Here is a 17,187-nt window from a genome sequence, read left to right on the forward strand (position 1 = left end):
AACATACCCATGACGATGCCGGATCTGCCCCACATTGCCGCCGATGTGCTGGATACCCCAACCCTGGCCAAACTGGCGCTGCCGGCGGACTCTAGCCATCCGCCGCGCATCCTGATCCTTTATGGATCACTGCGTCCGCAGTCGTTCAGTCGCAAGTTGGCCCTGGAAGCCGAGCGCATCTTGCGCCAGTTCGGCGCCGAGACCCGCGTGTTCGATCCACATGAGTTGCCCATTCTGGACAGCGTGCCCAACACGCATCCCAAAGTGCAGGAGTTGCGGGCGCTGTCCTTGTGGTCGGAAGGCCAGGTCTGGGTCAGCCCCGAGCGCCACGGTTCGGTGACAGCCGTCTTCAAGAATCAGATCGACTGGTTGCCACTGGAAGAGGGCAGCGTGCGACCGACCCAAGGGCGCACCCTGGCGGTCATGCAGGTCAGCGGTGGCTCGCAATCGTTCAACGTCGTCAATGCACTGCGCGTGCTGGGCCGCTGGATGCGCATGGTGGTCATACCGAATCAATCATCGGTCGCCAAGGCTTGGCAGGAGTTCGACGATGCGGGTCGGATGAAGCCATCACCGTTCTACGATCGCGTTGTGGACGTCATGGAGGAACTGTTCAAGTTCACCCTGATGGTGCGCGATCGCAGCGACTATCTGGTGGACCGCTATAGCGAGCGCAAAGGTGCGGCTGAGGCACATGCCTTGTTGGTGGCTGCCGGCGTGACCGAAGAAGCGGCGCCGGCTCCGGTCGTGGTGGAACCGGCCAAGACCAGCTGTTGTTTCAGTGGAGCCTGCTGACGATGAATACGACGACACCGATGACCGCCACGATCTATCACAACCCGGACTGCGGAACCTCGCGCAATACGTTGGCCTTGATTCGCCACGCTGGCATCGAGCCCACGGTGATCGAATATCTCAGAACGCCGCCCAGTCGTAAACAGCTAACCAAGCTTATCGACGAAGCCATGCTCAAGCCCCGTGAGGCGTTGCGTGAAAAGGGAACGCCCTTCGCCGAGCTGGGGTTGGACGAGGCCGGCATCACCGACGACGTCATCATCGACGCCATGTTGCAGCATCCGATCCTCATCAATCGCCCCTTTGTGGTGACACCACGTGGCACACGTCTGTGTCGTCCCTCCGAAGTCGTACTGAACATCCTTCCGCCAAACCTCCAACCGTTCACCAAGGAAGATGGGGAAGTTGTCGTAGGCCGCGAGCCCTTGGCGATCTTCCCGGATGCTGACCCGCGTTGATGTTTTTGCGTGAGTCGTCAAACCGTTCGGAGAGCAAATGAAATTGTCTAACACCTACGAGGCTGGGTAACATGGCTAGATGCCATGCGCCCGATCATCACTGCTGAGTCACCTGCGCCGCCATCGCGGCCTATGGGTGTTGGCTGTGGCTGTATTGCTGATCAAGCTGGTCAGCGGATCAATCTGCGTTGCCGATGGACCGCGGGCGCAATTCGTTTTGGCGACTGCTGCTGCTCCGGCCACCTTATTGGCGGATACCGCCGTCAGCACGGTATCGGCTGACGATGTGAACACCTGTCTTCTGGGTGAAGGTGCCGGTTGCCATTGTGCCTGTGCGCACTCGGTGACGTTGCCGGCCACTGCGCCGATGTCCATCGCCAGAATGGAGCCGCGCTTCGCGCCGCTCACCATCCATTCGGGATTCACGCCGGCCATGACCGGCTCGCTGCTGCGCCCTCCCATCGCCTGAGAACAATCCCGTTCTGCGATGAAACCGCCTGTGCGGTTCCTCGCTTCGTGATCGTTTTGAGGAGATAGCTTCATGTCTGTTTTACGTTCGGTGCCCTTTGGCGCCGTGTGTCTGCTGTACGCGGCAATACTCAGTGCCACCCCCGTAACCCATCCTTCCCCACCGGTAGTGGCCCCCGCGCCATCGTTGGCATCGTCCTCGCTGCAAGAGGCGATGCGCCGCATTTGGCAAGCCAGCCCCGAGGTGCAGGCGGCTCGTGCGGATCTCGACGCCGCCCGGGCCCGTGCGCGTGCCGCCGCGCAACCGCTGTACAACCCCTCGCTGTCGCTCGATGCGGAGAACGCCGATGTCAATCGGCGCACGGCCGGCATCAGTCTGCCACTGGATCTGTCCGGCAAGCGTCGCGCTCGCACCAGCCAGGGTGAGGCCGACCTGCTCGCCGCCGAGGCGAGCTACAACGTGCGGCGTCGTGACGTCGCCGCCCGCTGGTTGACGGCGTGGTCGACAGCGGTGCTCGCGGCTCGACAAAGTGAACTGGGTCGCCGTCGTCTCGCGTTGATGCAGCGCTTCGACGATTTGGCCGCCCAGCGACTCAAGGTCGGTGACATCAGCAGCCCCGAACGCGATCTGGCCGGTCTGGCACTCGGCGAGGCGCAGGTGCAACAAGCCACGCTCGCCGGTAACGAAGCGGCAGCCCGTGCGGCATTGCTGGCCATCAGTGGCGATCAACCCATGGCCCTGCCACCACTGCCCAACGGGCTGTCACCAGCGACGGACAGTGTGATGCCATTGCCCGTCGACGAGTTGCCTGAACTGCGTCAGGCCCGCGCTCAGCAAGCAAGCGCCGAGGCGGGCGTGCAGGTCGCACGTCGCGCGCGCATTCCCGATCCGACACTCAGCCTGACCGGTGGCCAGGTGCGCAGTGGGCCACGCACCGATCAGGTGATCGGCGTGAGTGTGTCCATTCCGTTGCCGGTGCTCAACACCGGACGCGCCGAAGTGGATGCCGCCCGGGCGGAAGCCGACGCAGCCGCGGCCGGCGTGCGTTCGCGCCAGTTTGTATTGCGCGCGGGATTACAGGAAGCGCAAGCCCGTTACGCCGCTCTGCGCGGTGCGACTGAAGCGTTCCGCAGCGGCCGTGCCGCGGCGTTCGAGGATCGCACCACGCTACTGGAAAAGCTCTGGCGTGCTGGTGAAATCAGCACCTCCGATTACCTCGTGCAACTCAAGCAAAGCCTGGATACCGCGTTGTCCGGCCAGGAACTGGAAAGCCAAACCTGGCAGACCTGGTTCGACTACCTCACCGCTGCGGGCCGTCTAACCGACTGGCTCGATGGCCGTACTCAGGACGGCCACAATCAGGACATGACCCGATGACTATTTCTCTTTTGAAACGCAGCCTGCTGGGATTGGCGCTGCTCGCTGCGCTGGCCGGCCCCGTCCTGGCACAGGAACCGGCGCCCGCCAATCCGCTCGCACTGGACGCCAAGGCGATCAAGGACGCCGGTATTGTCCTCGACAAGGCTGCTCCCCGTGCACTGACGGATGAACTCAAAGCCCCTGGTGAAGTGAAAGCCGACGCGTACTCCACCGTACTGGTGTCGCCGCGCGTGGAATCGCAGGTGCTCGCCCGCAAAGCCAAGCTGGGTGACGTCGTGAAGGCCGGCGATGCGCTGGTCGTGCTCTCCAGCGTCGAGGTGGCCACCACGCAAGGTGCGTTGATCGTAGCCGAACAGGACTGGCAACGGATCGCGTCGCTCGGGCCCCAGGCGGTGTCGGCCCGGCGCTACAACGAGGCGAAAGTGCAACGCGACCAGGCACGCGCCAAGTTGCGCGCCTACGGCTTGTCCGACGGTCAGATCGGTGGGTTGCTGCGCAAGGGATCGGCCGGTGCGGATGGCAGCTTCGAGCTGCTTGCGCCCGCCGCCGGTCGCGTCACCACCGATGAATTTTTGGTCGGTGAGCGGGTGGAACCCGGCCGCACCTTGTTCACCCTGGTCAAGGAAGATTCGGTCTGGGTCGTCGCGCAGATGGCACCGGCCGATGCCGAACGGGTCAAGCCCGATGCCGATGCCCGCATCCTCGTGCATGACACCGAGATACCCGGCAAGGTCGTCCAGCGCTCGCATCAGACCGATGAGCGCACCCGCACGGTGCCGGTGCGCATCGAAGTCGACAACCGCAAGGATCTGTTGCACCCGGGTGAGCTGGTCGAAGCGCGCATCGCCGCCGGTAGCGCCGTGCAGAAGCTCGCGGTGCCGGCTGAAGCAATCGTATTGCTGCAGAACCAGCCGACCGTGTTCCTCGCCAAAGGCAATGGCCCGTTCGAGCCGGCATCAGTCATGGTTGGCGATACGCGTGATGGCTGGACGGTGATCACGCAGGGCCTGAAATCCGGCGACACCTACGTGCGCAAGGGCGCGTTCGCCTTAAAGGCCCGCTTGCTGCGCTCGCAGCTGGGAGAAGAATGATGCTGGAACGTCTGGTTGAATTCTCTCTGCGCTACAAGGTGCTGGTACTGATCATCTTCGTGGTGATCGGTTTTCTCGGCTTTCAGGCCGTGCGTCAGCTACCCATCGATGCCTTCCCGGACGTGACGCCGGTACAGGTCAACGTCTACACCGAAGCCTCGGGACTCGCAGCGGAGGATGTGGAGCAATTGCTCACCACTCCGGTGGAGTCGGCACTCGCCGGCTTGCCCAAGGTGGAACAGATCCGCTCGGTGAGCCTGTTCGGCTTGTCGTATGTGTCGGTGTACTTCGACGACAGCATGGACATCTACTTCGCCCGTCAGCTGGTCAACGAGCGGCTGCAACAGGTCGGCGATCGTTTGCCGGCGGGTTATGGCAAACCGGAAATGGGACCGAACACCTCCGGTCTCGGCCAGGTGTTCTGGTACACGGTCGAACGCGCCGACGACACGCTGAGAGGCACCACAGCCGGTACGGCACCGAACGACATGGATCTGCGCACACTGCAGGACTGGACCATCCGTTTGATCCTGCGCACCGCGCCGGGCGTCGATGACGTCAGCTCATGGGGCGGGCAGGAAAAACAGTTCCAGGTGCGCATCGATCCCATGAAATTGATCGCGCACAAACTCGGCTTCAAGAACGTGATTGAGGCGCTGCAGGCGAACAACGCGCAAGTCGGCGGCAACTTCGTCGACGTGGGGCGCGAGCAGTATCTCGTGCGCGGACTGGGCTTGATCCAGAACGCCAAGGATCTGGGCAACATCGTGCTCAAGACCGAAGACGGCACGCCGGTCTACGTGCGGGACGTGGCCACCATTACCGAGGCCGGGGCACCGCGCACCGGGGCGGTGACGCGCGACGGCAAGGAAGTCGTGCTGGGCATGGCGCTGGCGCGTATTGGTGAGAACGCCAAGAGCGTGGTCGATGCGGTCAAAGCCAAGCTCGATACGGTGAAGCAATCCTTGCCGCCGGGCGTGGTCGTGAAACCGGTGTACGAGCGTACCGAACTGGTCAACGCGGCGGTGGGTACTGCCGTGCGCGCGCTGGTGGAAGGTTCGATCCTGGTGGCGCTGGTGCTGTTCCTGTTCCTGGGCGAGTTCCGCAGCGCGTTGGTGGTGGTTGTGGCGTTGCCGTTGGCGATGCTGATCGCCTTCATCTGCATGAACCAGGTGGGGCTGTCGGCCAACTTGATGTCGCTGGCGGGGCTGGCTATCGGTATCGGCATGATGGTGGATGGCGCGGTGGTGATGGTGGAGAACGCCTATCGCATCATGGCCGAACGCAAGGCGCACGGCGGTCCGGTGGATCGTACCGCTGCCGTGTTGGCAGCCGCCCGCGAGGTGGCTAACCCGATGGCGTTCGCGATCCTGATCATCATCGTGGTGTTCCTGCCGCTGTTCAGCCTGCAGGGGCTGGAAGGCAAGATGTTCAAGCCGATGGCGTTCAACATCAGCTTCGCGATGGCCGGCTCGCTGATCCTCGCGCTGACGCTGATTCCGGTGCTGGCCGCATTGGTGTTGAAGCCCAAGGAAGAGAAAGACACCTGGCTGGTCGCGTTCCTGAAACGCCATTACGCCACGGTGCTCGCCTGGGCGCTGGCGCGGCGCAAGCTGGTGCTGGGCATCGCTGCCGGTGCCTTGATCGGCAGCCTGGCGTTGTTCCCGTTCCTGGGCAAGGAGTTCATGCCCAACCTGAAAGAGGGTGCCATCATGTGGCGCATCACGTCGATTCCGTCGGCCTCGCTGGATGAATCGATCAACATCTCCAGACAGGTGTCGGCGCTGATCAAGCAGAAGTTTCCGGAGGTGGACACTACCCTGGCGATGATTGGCCGCGCTGAAAAAGGCGAGACCGCCGACGTGAACTACATGGAGGTCTACACACCGCTCAAGCCCAAGGACCAATGGCGCAAGGGCGAGACGCTGGAAAGCATCGAGGAGGCAATGCAGAAGGAGTTGTCGGCCGCCTTGCCCACCGCCGTGGTGAGCTATACCCAGCCGATCCAGATGCGCATCGAGGAACTGATCTCCGGCGTGCGGGCCACGTTGGCGTTGAAGATTTACGGCGATGATCTGGGCGAGCTCGATCGTCTCAGCGGCCGCATCAAGAATGTGCTGGCCGGCGTGCCGGGCGTGGCCGATCTCGCGCTGGAGGCGAACATCGGCAAGCCGCAGATCCGCATCAAGGTGGATCGCGATGCGCTGGCCCGTTACGGCCTCAACGCCGACGACGTGCTGACCGTGGTGAAGAACGGCATCGGCGGCGAACCCGTGACGACGCTGCTCGATGGCGTGAAGCGCTTCGACATCGCGGTACGGCTGGACGATGCCGACAAGGCGTCCCTGCCGGCGATCCAGCGCATACCGATCCGCACCGCCAGCGGTGCGCTGGTGCAGCTGTCGCAGGTGGCCGAGGTCAGTGATGCGGAAGGCTATTCGTTCATCCGTCGCGAGCAGTTGCAACGCTATGCGGTGATCCAGATGGACGTGCGCGGTCGTGACATCGACGGCTTCGTCAAGGATGCCAACGCGGCCATCGCGCAACAGGTGAGGCTGCCGACTGGCTATTACAGCGAGTGGGGCGGCGCGTTCGAGAACCAGCAGCGGGCGTTGAAGCGGTTGTCGCTGATCGTGCCGGCGACGATCTTCTTCATCTTCGTCTTGCTCTACACCGCGTTCAACTCGGTAAAGCACGCCACGCTGATCCTGGCCAACGTGCCGTTCGCCACTATTGGCGGCATCGTCGGGTTGGCGATCACCGGGCAATACCTGTCGGTGCCCTCGGCGATCGGCTTCATCGCGGTGTTCGGCGTGGCGATGTTGAACGGCATCGTGCTGGTGAGTTTTTTGAACGAGCAACGTGAGAAAGGCTTGCCCGTGCGGGAGGCGGTGATCCGCGGCACCGCGCTGCGCATGCGGCCGGTGATGATGACCGCCAGCGTGGCGATCCTGGGCCTGGTGCCGATGCTGCTCTCCAGCGGCGTCGGTGCGGAAACCCAGCGTCCGCTCGCTACCGTGGTGGTCGGCGGCCTGATCACCTCGACGTTGCTGACGCTGGTACTGCTGCCGGTGCTCTACGACTGGATCGAAGAACGCGCCGCAAGGCGCCTGGCCAAGGAAAACACCCCATGAAAGAAGTGAAGGCATTCATCCACCGCGGTCGCGTGGTCGACGTCATCCACGCCTTGGAGGACGGTGGATTTCGTTACCTGTCCGTCAGCGACGTCAAAGGTCTGCTCACCGCGCTCAGCGCCCAGGAACAGATCTATTCAATGGAGCTGGGCGAACGGGTTACCCGGCAGATCAAGCTCGAAGTGTTCTGCGAGGACGATCAGGCTGATCGCGCGGTACAACTGATTCGCCTGCACGGACGCACCGGTCAGAGCGTGGCCGGTTGGGTCTATCAGAGCACGGTGGATCGGGCATGGCCCATCGACGGTGCCGTGGACTGAAGGCGATGGGCGGGTTACGCCCGCCCATCCTTCCGGGTGTCATTACATAACGCTGCAGCGGTCGCGTAAGGTGACCGCCGCACGGGAGACTTCGATGAGCACGTCAGAGCCACACAAACACGATCACGATCATCACCACGACCACAGCCACGGCGTGGCACCGGATGCGAACAAGAAATACCTGACCATCGCGCTGCTGTTGCTGCTCGGTTTCATGGCGGTCGAGGTGGTGGTCGGCATGCTGGCCAAGTCGCTGGCCTTGATTTCCGACGCCGGCCACATGCTTACCGACGTCGGCTCGATCGGGCTCGCCCTGGTGGCGATGCGCCTGGCCAAACGACCGGCCAGCGGTAGCTACACGTTCGGGCTCAAGCGCGTGGAAATCCTGAGTGCGCAGGCGAACGGGCTGACGTTGTTGTTGCTGTCGGTGTGGTTCATCGTCGAGGCGATTCGTCGCCTGATCGATCCGCCGGTGGTGGAAGGCTTGCTGGTCACGGTAATTGCGGTGATCGGCATCGGTGTCAACCTGCTCGCCGTGTGGGCGATGAGCAAGGCCAACCGACAGAGCCTCAACGTGGAAGGCAGCTTTCAGCACATCCTCACCGATCTGTATGCCTTTATTGCTACCGCGATTGCCGGTGGCATCATTTGGTGGACCGGCTGGAATCGCGTGGATTCGATCGCCGCGCTGGTCGTGGCCGGATTGATGCTGAAAGCCGGCATCGGGCTGGTGCGCGAATCGGGACGTATCTTTCTGGAGGCAGCACCGCGCGGCCTCGATCCAGTCACGATTGCCGAGGCGATCCGTGCTTTGCCCGCCGTGACCCGACTGGACGACCTGCACGTATGGGAAGTGACCTCGGGCATGCCGGCACTGTCGGGGCACATCTATGTGAACCACGACATCGACTGCCACGACGTGCGCCGGGCGGTCGAAGCGATGCTGCACGATCGTTTCAAGATCACGCACACGACATTGCAAACCGATCATGGAGCCACCGACGAATCGGCCAGCGCCGCAGGTTGCAGCTTTGCCTCAACTGGCGGGGCGCACTAAGGGCGTCGCTGTGCTGGCGATGAACGGCACCTCACGTCGGTGACGATGAGGACACGATGGCAGGCGTCGTCGCAGGGCGGCGAAGCCACCCCCAGCCAATCCACATAGCCAGAGCCCCCATCGCCAGAGCGCCGAGCATGTCGCCGGGATAATGCACTCCCAAGTAGATGCGTGCCCATGCCATGGGCAGGCCGAGCAGCGCAATCGCGAGGCTCCAGGCTCGGGTACGTCGATCCAGCAACAGCATGCCGGCGATGACCCACTGCGCGGTCAGATGATCACTGGGAAAACTGCCGGTCGCCGCATGAGATACCCACGCCTGACCGGCACCGGCCACGAAGGGGCGTGCGCGATCCCAAATCAAGCCAATGATCAGATTCGCGAGCAATGTCGCTGCGGCGGCAACCGATGCTTTCAGGGCGGTAGAGCGCATCGACCACCGAGGAACCATCAGCATCGTCCCAAGAAAAGCGGCGGTCAGGATCAATGGCCCATCGGCCAAGCCGCGCGCCACCTGCAGCATCGCGGACGATGGCGGTGTAGACGGATGGATGGCGTGGAACAGTCGCAGGTCAACGGCGTACGCCAAGGTGCCGAACCCCGAGATCGGCGATGTCATGGTTTGCCGATCGGTGCAAGGGCAGCGGCCCGTGCTTCCTTCGCTTCGCGCAGGATGCCGAACGCCTCCTTCAGCACATAGCAGGCGATGGCCGCACCGATGACCAGATCGGGGACCGCACTGTGTAGAAGCAGCACCAGCACACCGGAGACGATCACCGCCAGGTTGGCGATGACGTCGACTCGCGTGAACAGCCACGTGGCGCGCAGATGCACTTCGCCGTGACGGAACCGCTCCAACAACCGTAGCACGGTGGCATTCACGATCAAGGCGATGAAGGCAATACCCATCATCCAGCCACCCTCGGGATGACTGCCCGCGACGAGTCGCCACACTACGCCGGCGAGGACACCCGCGCCCAGGATCAGCAGCAACGTGCCACTCAGAGTGGCGGCCGATGCCTTGAAGCTTGCGGTGCGCTGCCAAGCGACGAGCGCGATGCCGTACGCACTCGCGTCGGCGAGCATGTCCAGCGAATCGGCGACCAGCCCCATCGATTGCGCGATCAGACCGGCGATCACACCGACCACAAACATCGTGGCGTTGAGAACCAGCGCGAAGCGCAGGATGCGTCGCTCCGCTTCGTTGCTGCCTTCAGCATGGCAACCACATTCACTCATGTCCTATCGCCTTCATTTTGCATCGGGAACCACTTCCTGGGCTCCCTGGGGTGACGGCAAGGGCTGGCGGCCACGACGGATGTTGAACACGAACCCGACAGCCAGTAGCACCAGAATTGCCAACTGGGCCAGCAAGGATTGCCAGGTCGGATAGATGCCCAGCAGTTCGATATGCGGCACCGGGGCGACGCTCACCGCCACCCAGCCGGCCTCCTGCAGGGCGGCGACGCCCTTGCCGGTCAGTACGACAGCAAGCACAGCGATCAGCACGGAACTGGCGGAGAAGAACGTACCGATCGGCAGCCGATGACTGGTGCGCAACAGCACCCAGGCGATCAACCCCAGCGCCGCCGCACCGGCGGCGATACCGCCGAGCAGCCACACTTCCTGGCCGTCATTCCAAAGGGCGGCATAGAACAGGATGCTCTCGAACACCTCGCGATACACCGAGATGAAGGCCAGCCCGAACAAGAACCAGGCGGAACGTCGGTTGAGCGCGGCAGCCATCTTTTCCTTCAGATACGCCTGCCAGCGACCGCCGATACTTTTCTGGTGCATCCACAGACCGACCCCAAGGAGCACGAACGCCGCAAACAGCGACGACAGCCCCTCGGTCAACTCACGGCCAGCGCCACTGATGGAAATGGCATAGCTGGCAATGGCCCAGGTAACGCCGCCGGCGACCAACGCAAGGCTCCAGCCGGCATGCACGTAGCGCCGTGCTTCGGGTCGCGCAGCCTTGCGCAGGAAGGCGAGTAACGCGACCACGACCAGCAGGGCTTCCAGACCCTCTCGTACCAAGATGGTGAAAGCCCCCAGGAAAGTGGCGGCGGCATCGCCAGCAGCATCGCTAGTGACTTCTTGCGCACGCAGCAGCAGGCCATCGACCTCATCGGACTGTTTCGCCACCGATGCCACCGAGGTGCTGCTCGTCAGTGCGGTGCGATAGGCACCCATCGCCGTTTCAAGCTGAGCGCGCAGCGCGCCGTCCCGTGCGTTGAGTTGCGGTTCGACCGGCTCCACGCCATCGAGGTAGGCGGACAGTGCCAGTTGGGTGGCTTGCGTCTTCGCTCCGGCACGATAAGCCGTCAGGCTCGCCGCCAGTCGCGCGCGCGCCAACGGGATGCCCGCCAACGCCTGCTGATGAATGACGTCGGGGTGTGCCCGCAAATAGCCCACGATCGCCCGGGCACGCTCCGCACCGAGGGTAGGTGTCAGCTGCGCGACGCGCACACGCGACAATTCCTTCAAGTCGGCGATCTGTGCACGGGCGGCGGTGTCGTGTTGCCAGGTATCAGCGCCAGTGGCGGATTCCTGGGTGTAAGCCAGCGAACCCACGTAGTAAGCCAGTGCCCAGCGGTCGTCGGACGACAGCTGCTGCGCGTAGCTCGCCATCGGCGTGCCTTCCACACCTTGGCTGATCACCTCGTACAACGACAACGCGCTGCGCTGATCCGCCCGCGTCTGGTCGGTGAAGTTCACCGGGTGGGGCGACAGTTGCAGGCCGGCCGGACCATCGCCATGGCCGGTCGCTCCATGACAGGCGGCGCACCGGTTCTGATAGAGCGTCGCCCCACGCGCCAGATCGGGGGCGTGTTCTGGAGCGGTCGGCACCGGATACGCTTGCAGCAACGCATCGGCCAGCGCGTGCGCTTGCGTCGCCACTTGGGCTGGCGCCGCCTTGGCATCGACCGAGGCCACCAATGTATCGGCCTGCTTCATGAGTGCGGGCGTGGTCGCGGTCGGTGGCAACGCGTCGATGCGCGATCGAGTCGTCGACGTGAATTCCCGCATCTCAGCATACTCGGATGCGCTGATCACCGCGCCATCCTTCACCGCGCCAGCGTAGTCGGTCGCCAGGTAATCCAGTATCTGCCACGTTTGCGGAACGGTCGCAATGGCATCCTGAGCCACCACTGTAAAGGTCGTCACACTGCATAGGAGTAGCGCCGCGACGGACAGTTTGCGCAAAATTCTGCGAATAAGAGTCGTTATCATTAATGCATGGTACTCGCCCTTCGACCGTTCGTCAGCCGTTGCTCGCCAGACCATGATCTCGTTACCAAACGTGCCCTCACGTCGGAACACTCCAAAGGTCGAACTCAACCCTGACGGTTAATTCGTTGCTTTCCGGCTCGTCCCCGCCAAATCTTCCAGAATTGGACAGTCCGGATGGTGATCGCCATGGCAGCGCCGGGCCAGATCCGTGAGCGTGGCGCGCATGGATTCCATTTCGCGGATTTTCTGTTCCAGTGCCCTGGCGTGTTGAAACGCCAATTGCTTCACCTCGCTGCTCGCCCGTTGTCGATCGTCCCACAGACTTAGCAGTTGTTCGATTTCCTTGATCGAGAACCCCAAGGTTCGCGCACGTTTGATGAAGCGCAGGCGATGCAGATCGCTCTCGGCGTACAGGCGATAGCCGGCGAACGTGCGACCTGCGGTCGGCATGAGTCCGATCGACTCGTAGTGACGAATCATCTTGGCGGTGACCGCGCTGGCGAGCGCGGCTTCGCCAATGGTGTGCAGTCCCAGAGCACGTGCATCGGCGGCTTCGGGGCGTAGCGCAGGACGTGGCATCGGTGTCTCCAGTCATTCCTCGTGGGTATGGGGACGCCAGCGGCGCAGCAACAAGGTGTTGCCCACCACACTGACGCTGGACAGCGCCATCGCGGCCCCAGCGATCATCGGATTGAGCATGCCCAGGGCAGCCAAAGGTATGCCGATTGCGTTGTAGATGAAGGCCCAGAATAGATTCTGACGGATCTTGCGCGTGGTACGCCTCGAAATCTCGATTGCATCAGCAATCAGGCGCGGGTCGCTGCGCATCAGGGTCACCCCGGCGGTTTCCATCGCCACATCGGTGCCGGACCCCATCGCAAAGCCGACGGCGGCTGCGGCAAGCGCCGGCGCATCGTTGATGCCATCACCGACCATCGCGACATGGTCGCCGGCATCGGTAAGCGCTGTGACAGCCTGCGCCTTCTGTTCGGGCAGCGTATCGGCAATCACAGTGTCGATACCCAGTTCGGTGGCGATGGCCTCGGCGGCGGCGCGGCGGTCACCGGAGATCATGACCGTGCGCAAGCCGAGTGCATGCAGCTGGTCGACGGCCTCGCGCGCTGTCGTGCGCGGCGCATCGCGAAAGGTGAGAACGCCGCGCACCACGGTGCCTGTCGCACTGCGCTCGGCCAGCCACGCGGTAGTTTGCGCGCTGGCGTCTAGCCCAAGGCCGATGCGTTCCATCACGCTGCGATCCACACCCAACTCGTCCATCCAGCGTTCGCTACCCAGAACGAGTTCGCGCCCTGCCACGTCACCACGCACACCACGACCGACCACGGCCGCCACCTTCGTCGCTGGCACGATGCGGCGCTGACCGTCCGTCGCTGCCTGCAGCACGGCCTTTGACAGCGGATGCTCGCTGCCGGCCTGCAAACTGGCGGCATCGTCCAGCAACGCGTTGTCGTCGCCACTGACCGCAAGGCGCTGCACTAGCGTCGGGCGACCTTCAGTCAGAGTGCCGGTCTTGTCGAAGGCGACCACGGTGACCGACCGCGCGACCTCAAGCACCTCGGCGTCCTTGATCAGGATGCCTGCGCGGGCGGCCACCCCGGTGCCGGTCATGATCGCGGTGGGCGTGGCCAAACCCAGGGCACAAGGACAGGCGATGACCAGCACGGCCACCGCGTTGAGAATCGCGCGACTCCAATCGCCGGTACTCACACCCCATGCGAGCAGAGTGATGAGTGCCAAGACGATGACGACGGGTACGAAGACCGCGCTCACCCGATCCACGATTCGTTGAATTGGCGCCTTCTTGGCTTGGGCGTCCTCCACGGCACGAATGATCCGCGCCAGTCGGCTCTGTGCACCAACTGCCTCCGTGGCCAACACGAGTCGGCCTTCACCGTTGATCGCACCACCGATGACGGCATCGCCTGTGTGTTTGGCCACCGGCACGCTTTCCCCGGTGATGAGGGACTCGTCGACTTGGGAGATGCCTTCGAGCACAAGACCGTCGACCGGGATGCTTTCACCGGGAAGCACGACGACCACATCGTCCACGCGAATCTTTTCCAACGGCACCCAGATTTCCTGATCGCCCTCGCGCCGACGCGCCTGCTCGGGGCGCAAGGCCTGCAGGGCGCGAATCGCTTCGGTGGTTTGTCGCTTGGCGCGTGCCTCCAGCCATTTGCCCAGCAGGATCAGGGTAACCAGTACGGCGGAGGCCTCGAAATACAGCGGCGCATGACTGACGCCGACACCATCGCGCAGCAAATGAAAGACGCTAAGACCGTAGGCAGCCGACGTGCCCAAGGCCACCAGCAGGTCCATGTTGCCGGTGCGTGCCCGCACTGCCTTGTACGCCGCCCGGTAAAACCGGGCACCCAACCAGAATTGCACGGGCGTGGCCAACAGCCATTCCAGCCAGCCGGGCAGCATCAGGTGGATGCCCATTGGCATGACCAGCATCGGTGCCATCAATGGCAGCGATAGCACCGCGGCCCACATTAGATGACGACGCTCCTTGGCGGCGCCGGCGGTCTTCGTCGGAGTCGGTACGGAAGATGATTCCGCATCCGCGATACTGGCCTGGTAACCGGCGTCCACGACCGCCTTGATCAACAAGGCGGCATCGGTCCCCGCGTTGATCGTGACGGCAGCCCGCTCGGTGGCCAGGTTGACGCTGCTCGCGATGACCCCCGGCACTGCGCGCAGGGCGCGTTCGACGCGTCCCACACAGGACGCGCAAGTCATGCCTTCAAGCCGCAGCGCCACCGTGTCGATGGCAACCTCGTAGCCGGCGGCTGCCACGGCTGCGTGGAGGGCCGGCAACGCCTGCAGCGTCGATGTCCGCACCGTCGCCTGCTCGGTGGAGAGGTTCACTGTCGCATCGACCGTCCCGGCCACCGCCTTCAGGGCACGCTCGACGCGCCCGACGCAAGAGGCGCAGGTCATTCCGACAATACCGAAGCGGACAACAGATGGCGTGTCTGGAGAGGAAAGTGTTGTGGCGTGAGTGTTCATGAGGAGGGATTCCCGAAAGGGAGCGCCATCATGATGTCTCCCATCATGGGAAGGTCAAGCATGCCGGCTGAGAGCGCTGCGGCTTGACCTTCCCACCGTGGCAAGCCTCATTTTTTTCCTCACTGGCAGCCTGCCTGACGATGGAGAGATCACCATGCAATTTTCAGTCGACAACATAACCTGCGGGCACTGTGTCCGCGCCATCACCGCCGCCTTGCAAGACCTCGATGCCGACGCCAAGGTCGATGTTGATCTGCTGAGCGGAAGGGTTAAGGTAGAAGGTAGTTTTACTTCGACGGCCGCCGTCGCAGCTATGGAGGCGGCGGGATATCACGCAACGTCTGAGATCAGCAGTCAGGCTCCGTCGCCCTCCGAATCGTGCTGCGGGCACTGTCATACATGACCGTGGAAGCAAGCTAGTGTTGGATGGGGCGATACCAGCTGACGGACTCCGCAGCCTTTGCGTGATAGACCCGCTCCCGCTGGCTGACCATAAAAATGCCTTTCGCGTTGCGGCATATCATATTGAAATTGACGATTTCGAGAGAGCGCCGCTATGGAGTCGATGCGCCTTGTCATTGTGGAAGACGATACCGCGATCAGCACACTCCTCGCCGACGTATTGACCCAACGAGGTGATGCGATCGTCGGTACCGCCAAAAGCGTGGCCAGTGGCATGACCTTGGTCGAAAGCACGCCGTGCGACTGTGCGATCATCGATATCGACCTCCTCGACGCACAAGCGTTGCCGCTGATCGAACACCTGGAAGCACGACGGATTCCGTGTGTCCCGATCACGGGTCTGCTATTGACGGATATCGACTCGCCGAAATTGCGCGCGATGCCTTTACTCCTGAAGCCGTTCGATTGCCACGCCTTGGTAGACGCCATCGATCGCGCATGCGGGATGCCGTCTAGCCTGACCTGATCGTTACGGCGCTTCGTTGCCTTCCGACGGCACGCCGGTATTTGCCGTATTGCAGATAGTCGATCAAACCCAGAATCTGAACCAGGCGTTCCGGTGCCCGCTCGGACAACATCTTTGGTGAGCTTGGTTACGGATGAAGCTAAATACACCGCGTAAAGACAGCGCGTACGCTTGGTTTCAGCTATCCGCCGACCCCAAACACCGAGCCGACGATTTTGCCGACACCCGCGGTAACGCCCATCGCAAGCATCCCCAAAAAACTAATGCGCCATGCACCCCGGGCTATATTCGCCCCGCCGGCATACGCTGCCAAAGCGCCTAGTAGCGTAAGCAAGATCAGCGAAGTAGCCGCCACCAGTACGATCAACATTTTCGTGGGCGCGAGGGCGACCACCAGCAGCGGCAATGCAGCGCCCGCAAAGAAGCTGAGCCCCGAGGCCAAAGCGGCCTGCAATGGGCGTGCCTTGAGCGTCTCGGTGATACCCAACTCATCGCGCGCATGGGCATCCAATGCGTTGTGACTCATCAATTGAGCGGCAACTTGGCTGGCCAAGGCGGGATCAAGCCCGCGCTCGGCATAGATCGCGGCCAGCTCCCTATGCTCACCAGCATCGTCATTACGCAGATGTTGACGTTCGCGCTTCAATTCCGCCTTTTCCGTATCGGCTTGCGAGTGGACCGATACGTATTCACCGGCGGCCATAGACATTGAACCGGCCACCAGTCCGGCGACGCCGGCAATCAGAACCGCACCGTGCGTGGCTTGCGCCGTGGCTACGCCCAGCACCAGGCTGGCGGTGGAAAGAATGCCGTCATCGGCACCCAGTACTGCCGCGCGCAGCCAACCGCTGCGATGGATCCGATGTGTATCCGAGTTCGGCGTTGGCATAAGGCATCCTCAAGACGAAACAAGTGATCCATCGCAGCAAGCTGCCGCATTGACGCTTAGAAATACCATAGAGGGGTATACTACGGGTCAACGGCTATGCAGCCGGCGAGGAACGTTCATGGGACATTTGGCGAAAGACAACAGCAAGTTGCTCGGCCGCGTGCGGCGTATCAAGGGCCAAGTTGAAGGCATCGAGCGTGCGTTGAATAGTGATAAGGATTGCGCCGAAGTGCTGCGGCAGATCGCTGCGGTGCGGGGTGCGATCAATGGGCTCATGGCCAAGGTGGTCGAAGACCATATCAACATGCACGTGGCCCATCCGGACATCACCGACCCGAAAGCACGCAAGCAAGGCGCGCAAGAACTGATCGACGTGATCCGCACCTATCTGAAGTAACC

The 17,187-nt window shown here is 62.8% G+C and carries 17 protein-coding genes; 10 read left to right on the top strand and 7 right to left on the bottom strand.

The window, feature by feature from the left end; translation table 11 throughout:
* The first annotated feature begins 9 nt into the window (after positions 1-9).
* Both arsH and arsC read left to right on the top strand, forming a co-directional pair.
* Positions 10-795, top strand: a complete 786-nt coding sequence (gene arsH, locus ACFCQI_RS14555; protein ID WP_015447616.1) for an arsenical resistance protein ArsH — start codon at positions 10-12, stop codon at positions 793-795.
* A 20-nt stretch (positions 796-815) separates the two neighbouring features.
* The gene (arsC, locus tag ACFCQI_RS14560; protein WP_051061200.1) at positions 816-1,253 is read left to right on the top strand and encodes an arsenate reductase (glutaredoxin); all 438 of its coding nucleotides are present in this window, start codon (positions 816-818) and stop codon (positions 1,251-1,253) included.
* 108 nt (positions 1,254-1,361) lie between these two features.
* Here arsC and ACFCQI_RS14565 read toward each other — a convergent pair whose 3' ends face one another.
* The gene (locus ACFCQI_RS14565) at positions 1,362-1,862 is read right to left on the bottom strand and encodes a hypothetical protein (protein ID WP_157769708.1); all 501 of its coding nucleotides are present in this window, start codon (positions 1,860-1,862) and stop codon (positions 1,362-1,364) included.
* Positions 1,863-1,935: 73 nt separating this feature from the next.
* Between ACFCQI_RS14565 and ACFCQI_RS14570 the strand changes: the two genes are divergently transcribed.
* Genes ACFCQI_RS14570 through ACFCQI_RS14590 form a run of 5 tightly spaced genes read left to right on the top strand, consistent with a single transcriptional unit; the run spans position 1,936 to position 8,704 of the window.
* A complete protein-coding gene (locus ACFCQI_RS14570; RefSeq protein ID WP_041676707.1) occupies positions 1,936-3,099 on the top strand; it encodes a TolC family protein in 1,164 nt (387 codons plus the stop codon).
* The gene (locus tag ACFCQI_RS14575; protein WP_015447619.1) at positions 3,096-4,193 is read left to right on the top strand and encodes an efflux RND transporter periplasmic adaptor subunit; all 1,098 of its coding nucleotides are present in this window, start codon (positions 3,096-3,098) and stop codon (positions 4,191-4,193) included. The genes ACFCQI_RS14570 and ACFCQI_RS14575 overlap by 4 nt, the downstream gene beginning before the upstream one ends.
* Complete coding sequence (locus ACFCQI_RS14580; protein ID WP_015447620.1) at positions 4,193-7,327, top strand: efflux RND transporter permease subunit; 3,135 nt, start codon at positions 4,193-4,195, stop codon at positions 7,325-7,327. The genes ACFCQI_RS14575 and ACFCQI_RS14580 overlap by 1 nt, the downstream gene beginning before the upstream one ends.
* A complete protein-coding gene (locus ACFCQI_RS14585) occupies positions 7,324-7,647 on the top strand; it encodes a P-II family nitrogen regulator (RefSeq protein ID WP_015447621.1) in 324 nt (107 codons plus the stop codon). The genes ACFCQI_RS14580 and ACFCQI_RS14585 overlap by 4 nt, the downstream gene beginning before the upstream one ends.
* Positions 7,634-8,704: a cation diffusion facilitator family transporter gene (locus ACFCQI_RS14590; protein WP_244868514.1), complete on the top strand. Its 1,071-nt coding sequence runs from the start codon at positions 7,634-7,636 to the stop codon at positions 8,702-8,704. The genes ACFCQI_RS14585 and ACFCQI_RS14590 overlap by 14 nt, the downstream gene beginning before the upstream one ends.
* Before the next feature lie 31 nt (positions 8,705-8,735).
* Here the strand turns inward: ACFCQI_RS14590 and ACFCQI_RS14595 are convergent, their stop codons facing one another.
* The 5 genes from ACFCQI_RS14595 to ACFCQI_RS14615 all read right to left on the bottom strand — a co-directional run bounded on the left by ACFCQI_RS14595 (position 8,736) and on the right by ACFCQI_RS14615 (position 14,971).
* Positions 8,736-9,323 carry a phosphatase PAP2 family protein gene (locus tag ACFCQI_RS14595; protein WP_015447623.1) on the bottom strand — a complete coding sequence of 196 codons (588 nt, stop codon included), beginning with the start codon at positions 9,321-9,323 and terminating at the stop codon, positions 8,736-8,738.
* Positions 9,320-9,943, bottom strand: a complete 624-nt coding sequence (locus ACFCQI_RS14600) for a cation transporter (protein ID WP_015447624.1) — start codon at positions 9,941-9,943, stop codon at positions 9,320-9,322. Before ACFCQI_RS14600 ends, ACFCQI_RS14595 begins: the two co-directional genes overlap by 4 nt.
* 12 nt (positions 9,944-9,955) lie before the next feature.
* The gene (locus ACFCQI_RS14605) at positions 9,956-11,941 is read right to left on the bottom strand and encodes an FTR1 family protein (RefSeq protein WP_395117835.1); all 1,986 of its coding nucleotides are present in this window, start codon (positions 11,939-11,941) and stop codon (positions 9,956-9,958) included.
* Between the two features lie 117 nt (positions 11,942-12,058).
* Entirely contained in the window at positions 12,059-12,520 is a 462-nt protein-coding gene (gene cueR / locus ACFCQI_RS14610; RefSeq protein ID WP_395117837.1) for a Cu(I)-responsive transcriptional regulator, read from the bottom strand.
* A 12-nt stretch (positions 12,521-12,532) separates the two neighbouring features.
* Positions 12,533-14,971, bottom strand: a complete 2,439-nt coding sequence (locus ACFCQI_RS14615) for a heavy metal translocating P-type ATPase (RefSeq protein WP_395117838.1) — start codon at positions 14,969-14,971, stop codon at positions 12,533-12,535.
* Positions 14,972-15,068: 97 nt separating this feature from the next.
* On the opposite strand from ACFCQI_RS14615, the gene ACFCQI_RS14620 reads away from it, so the two are divergent.
* Together ACFCQI_RS14620 and ACFCQI_RS14625 are read left to right on the top strand one after the other, a co-directional pair.
* The gene (locus ACFCQI_RS14620) at positions 15,069-15,374 is read left to right on the top strand and encodes a heavy-metal-associated domain-containing protein (RefSeq protein ID WP_395117840.1); all 306 of its coding nucleotides are present in this window, start codon (positions 15,069-15,071) and stop codon (positions 15,372-15,374) included.
* 162 nt (positions 15,375-15,536) lie between these two features.
* On the top strand, positions 15,537-15,899 hold the full coding sequence (locus tag ACFCQI_RS14625; RefSeq protein ID WP_395117842.1) for a response regulator: 363 nt from the start codon (positions 15,537-15,539) through the stop codon (positions 15,897-15,899).
* A 181-nt stretch (positions 15,900-16,080) separates the two neighbouring features.
* Here the strand turns inward: ACFCQI_RS14625 and ACFCQI_RS14630 are convergent, their stop codons facing one another.
* Positions 16,081-16,788 (bottom strand): VIT1/CCC1 transporter family protein, encoded by a 708-nt coding sequence (locus ACFCQI_RS14630; RefSeq protein ID WP_395117844.1) that lies wholly within the window; start codon positions 16,786-16,788, stop codon positions 16,081-16,083.
* A gap of 118 nt (positions 16,789-16,906) precedes the next feature.
* Between ACFCQI_RS14630 and ACFCQI_RS14635 the strand changes: the two genes are divergently transcribed.
* Positions 16,907-17,185 carry a metal/formaldehyde-sensitive transcriptional repressor gene (locus ACFCQI_RS14635; protein WP_395117846.1) on the top strand — a complete coding sequence of 93 codons (279 nt, stop codon included), beginning with the start codon at positions 16,907-16,909 and terminating at the stop codon, positions 17,183-17,185.
* Positions 17,186-17,187: the final 2 nt, after the last annotated feature.

This window comes from Rhodanobacter sp. FW102-FHT14D06, from assembly GCF_043950705.1.
In the GTDB taxonomy this organism is placed as follows: Bacteria; Pseudomonadota; Gammaproteobacteria; order Xanthomonadales; family Rhodanobacteraceae; genus Rhodanobacter.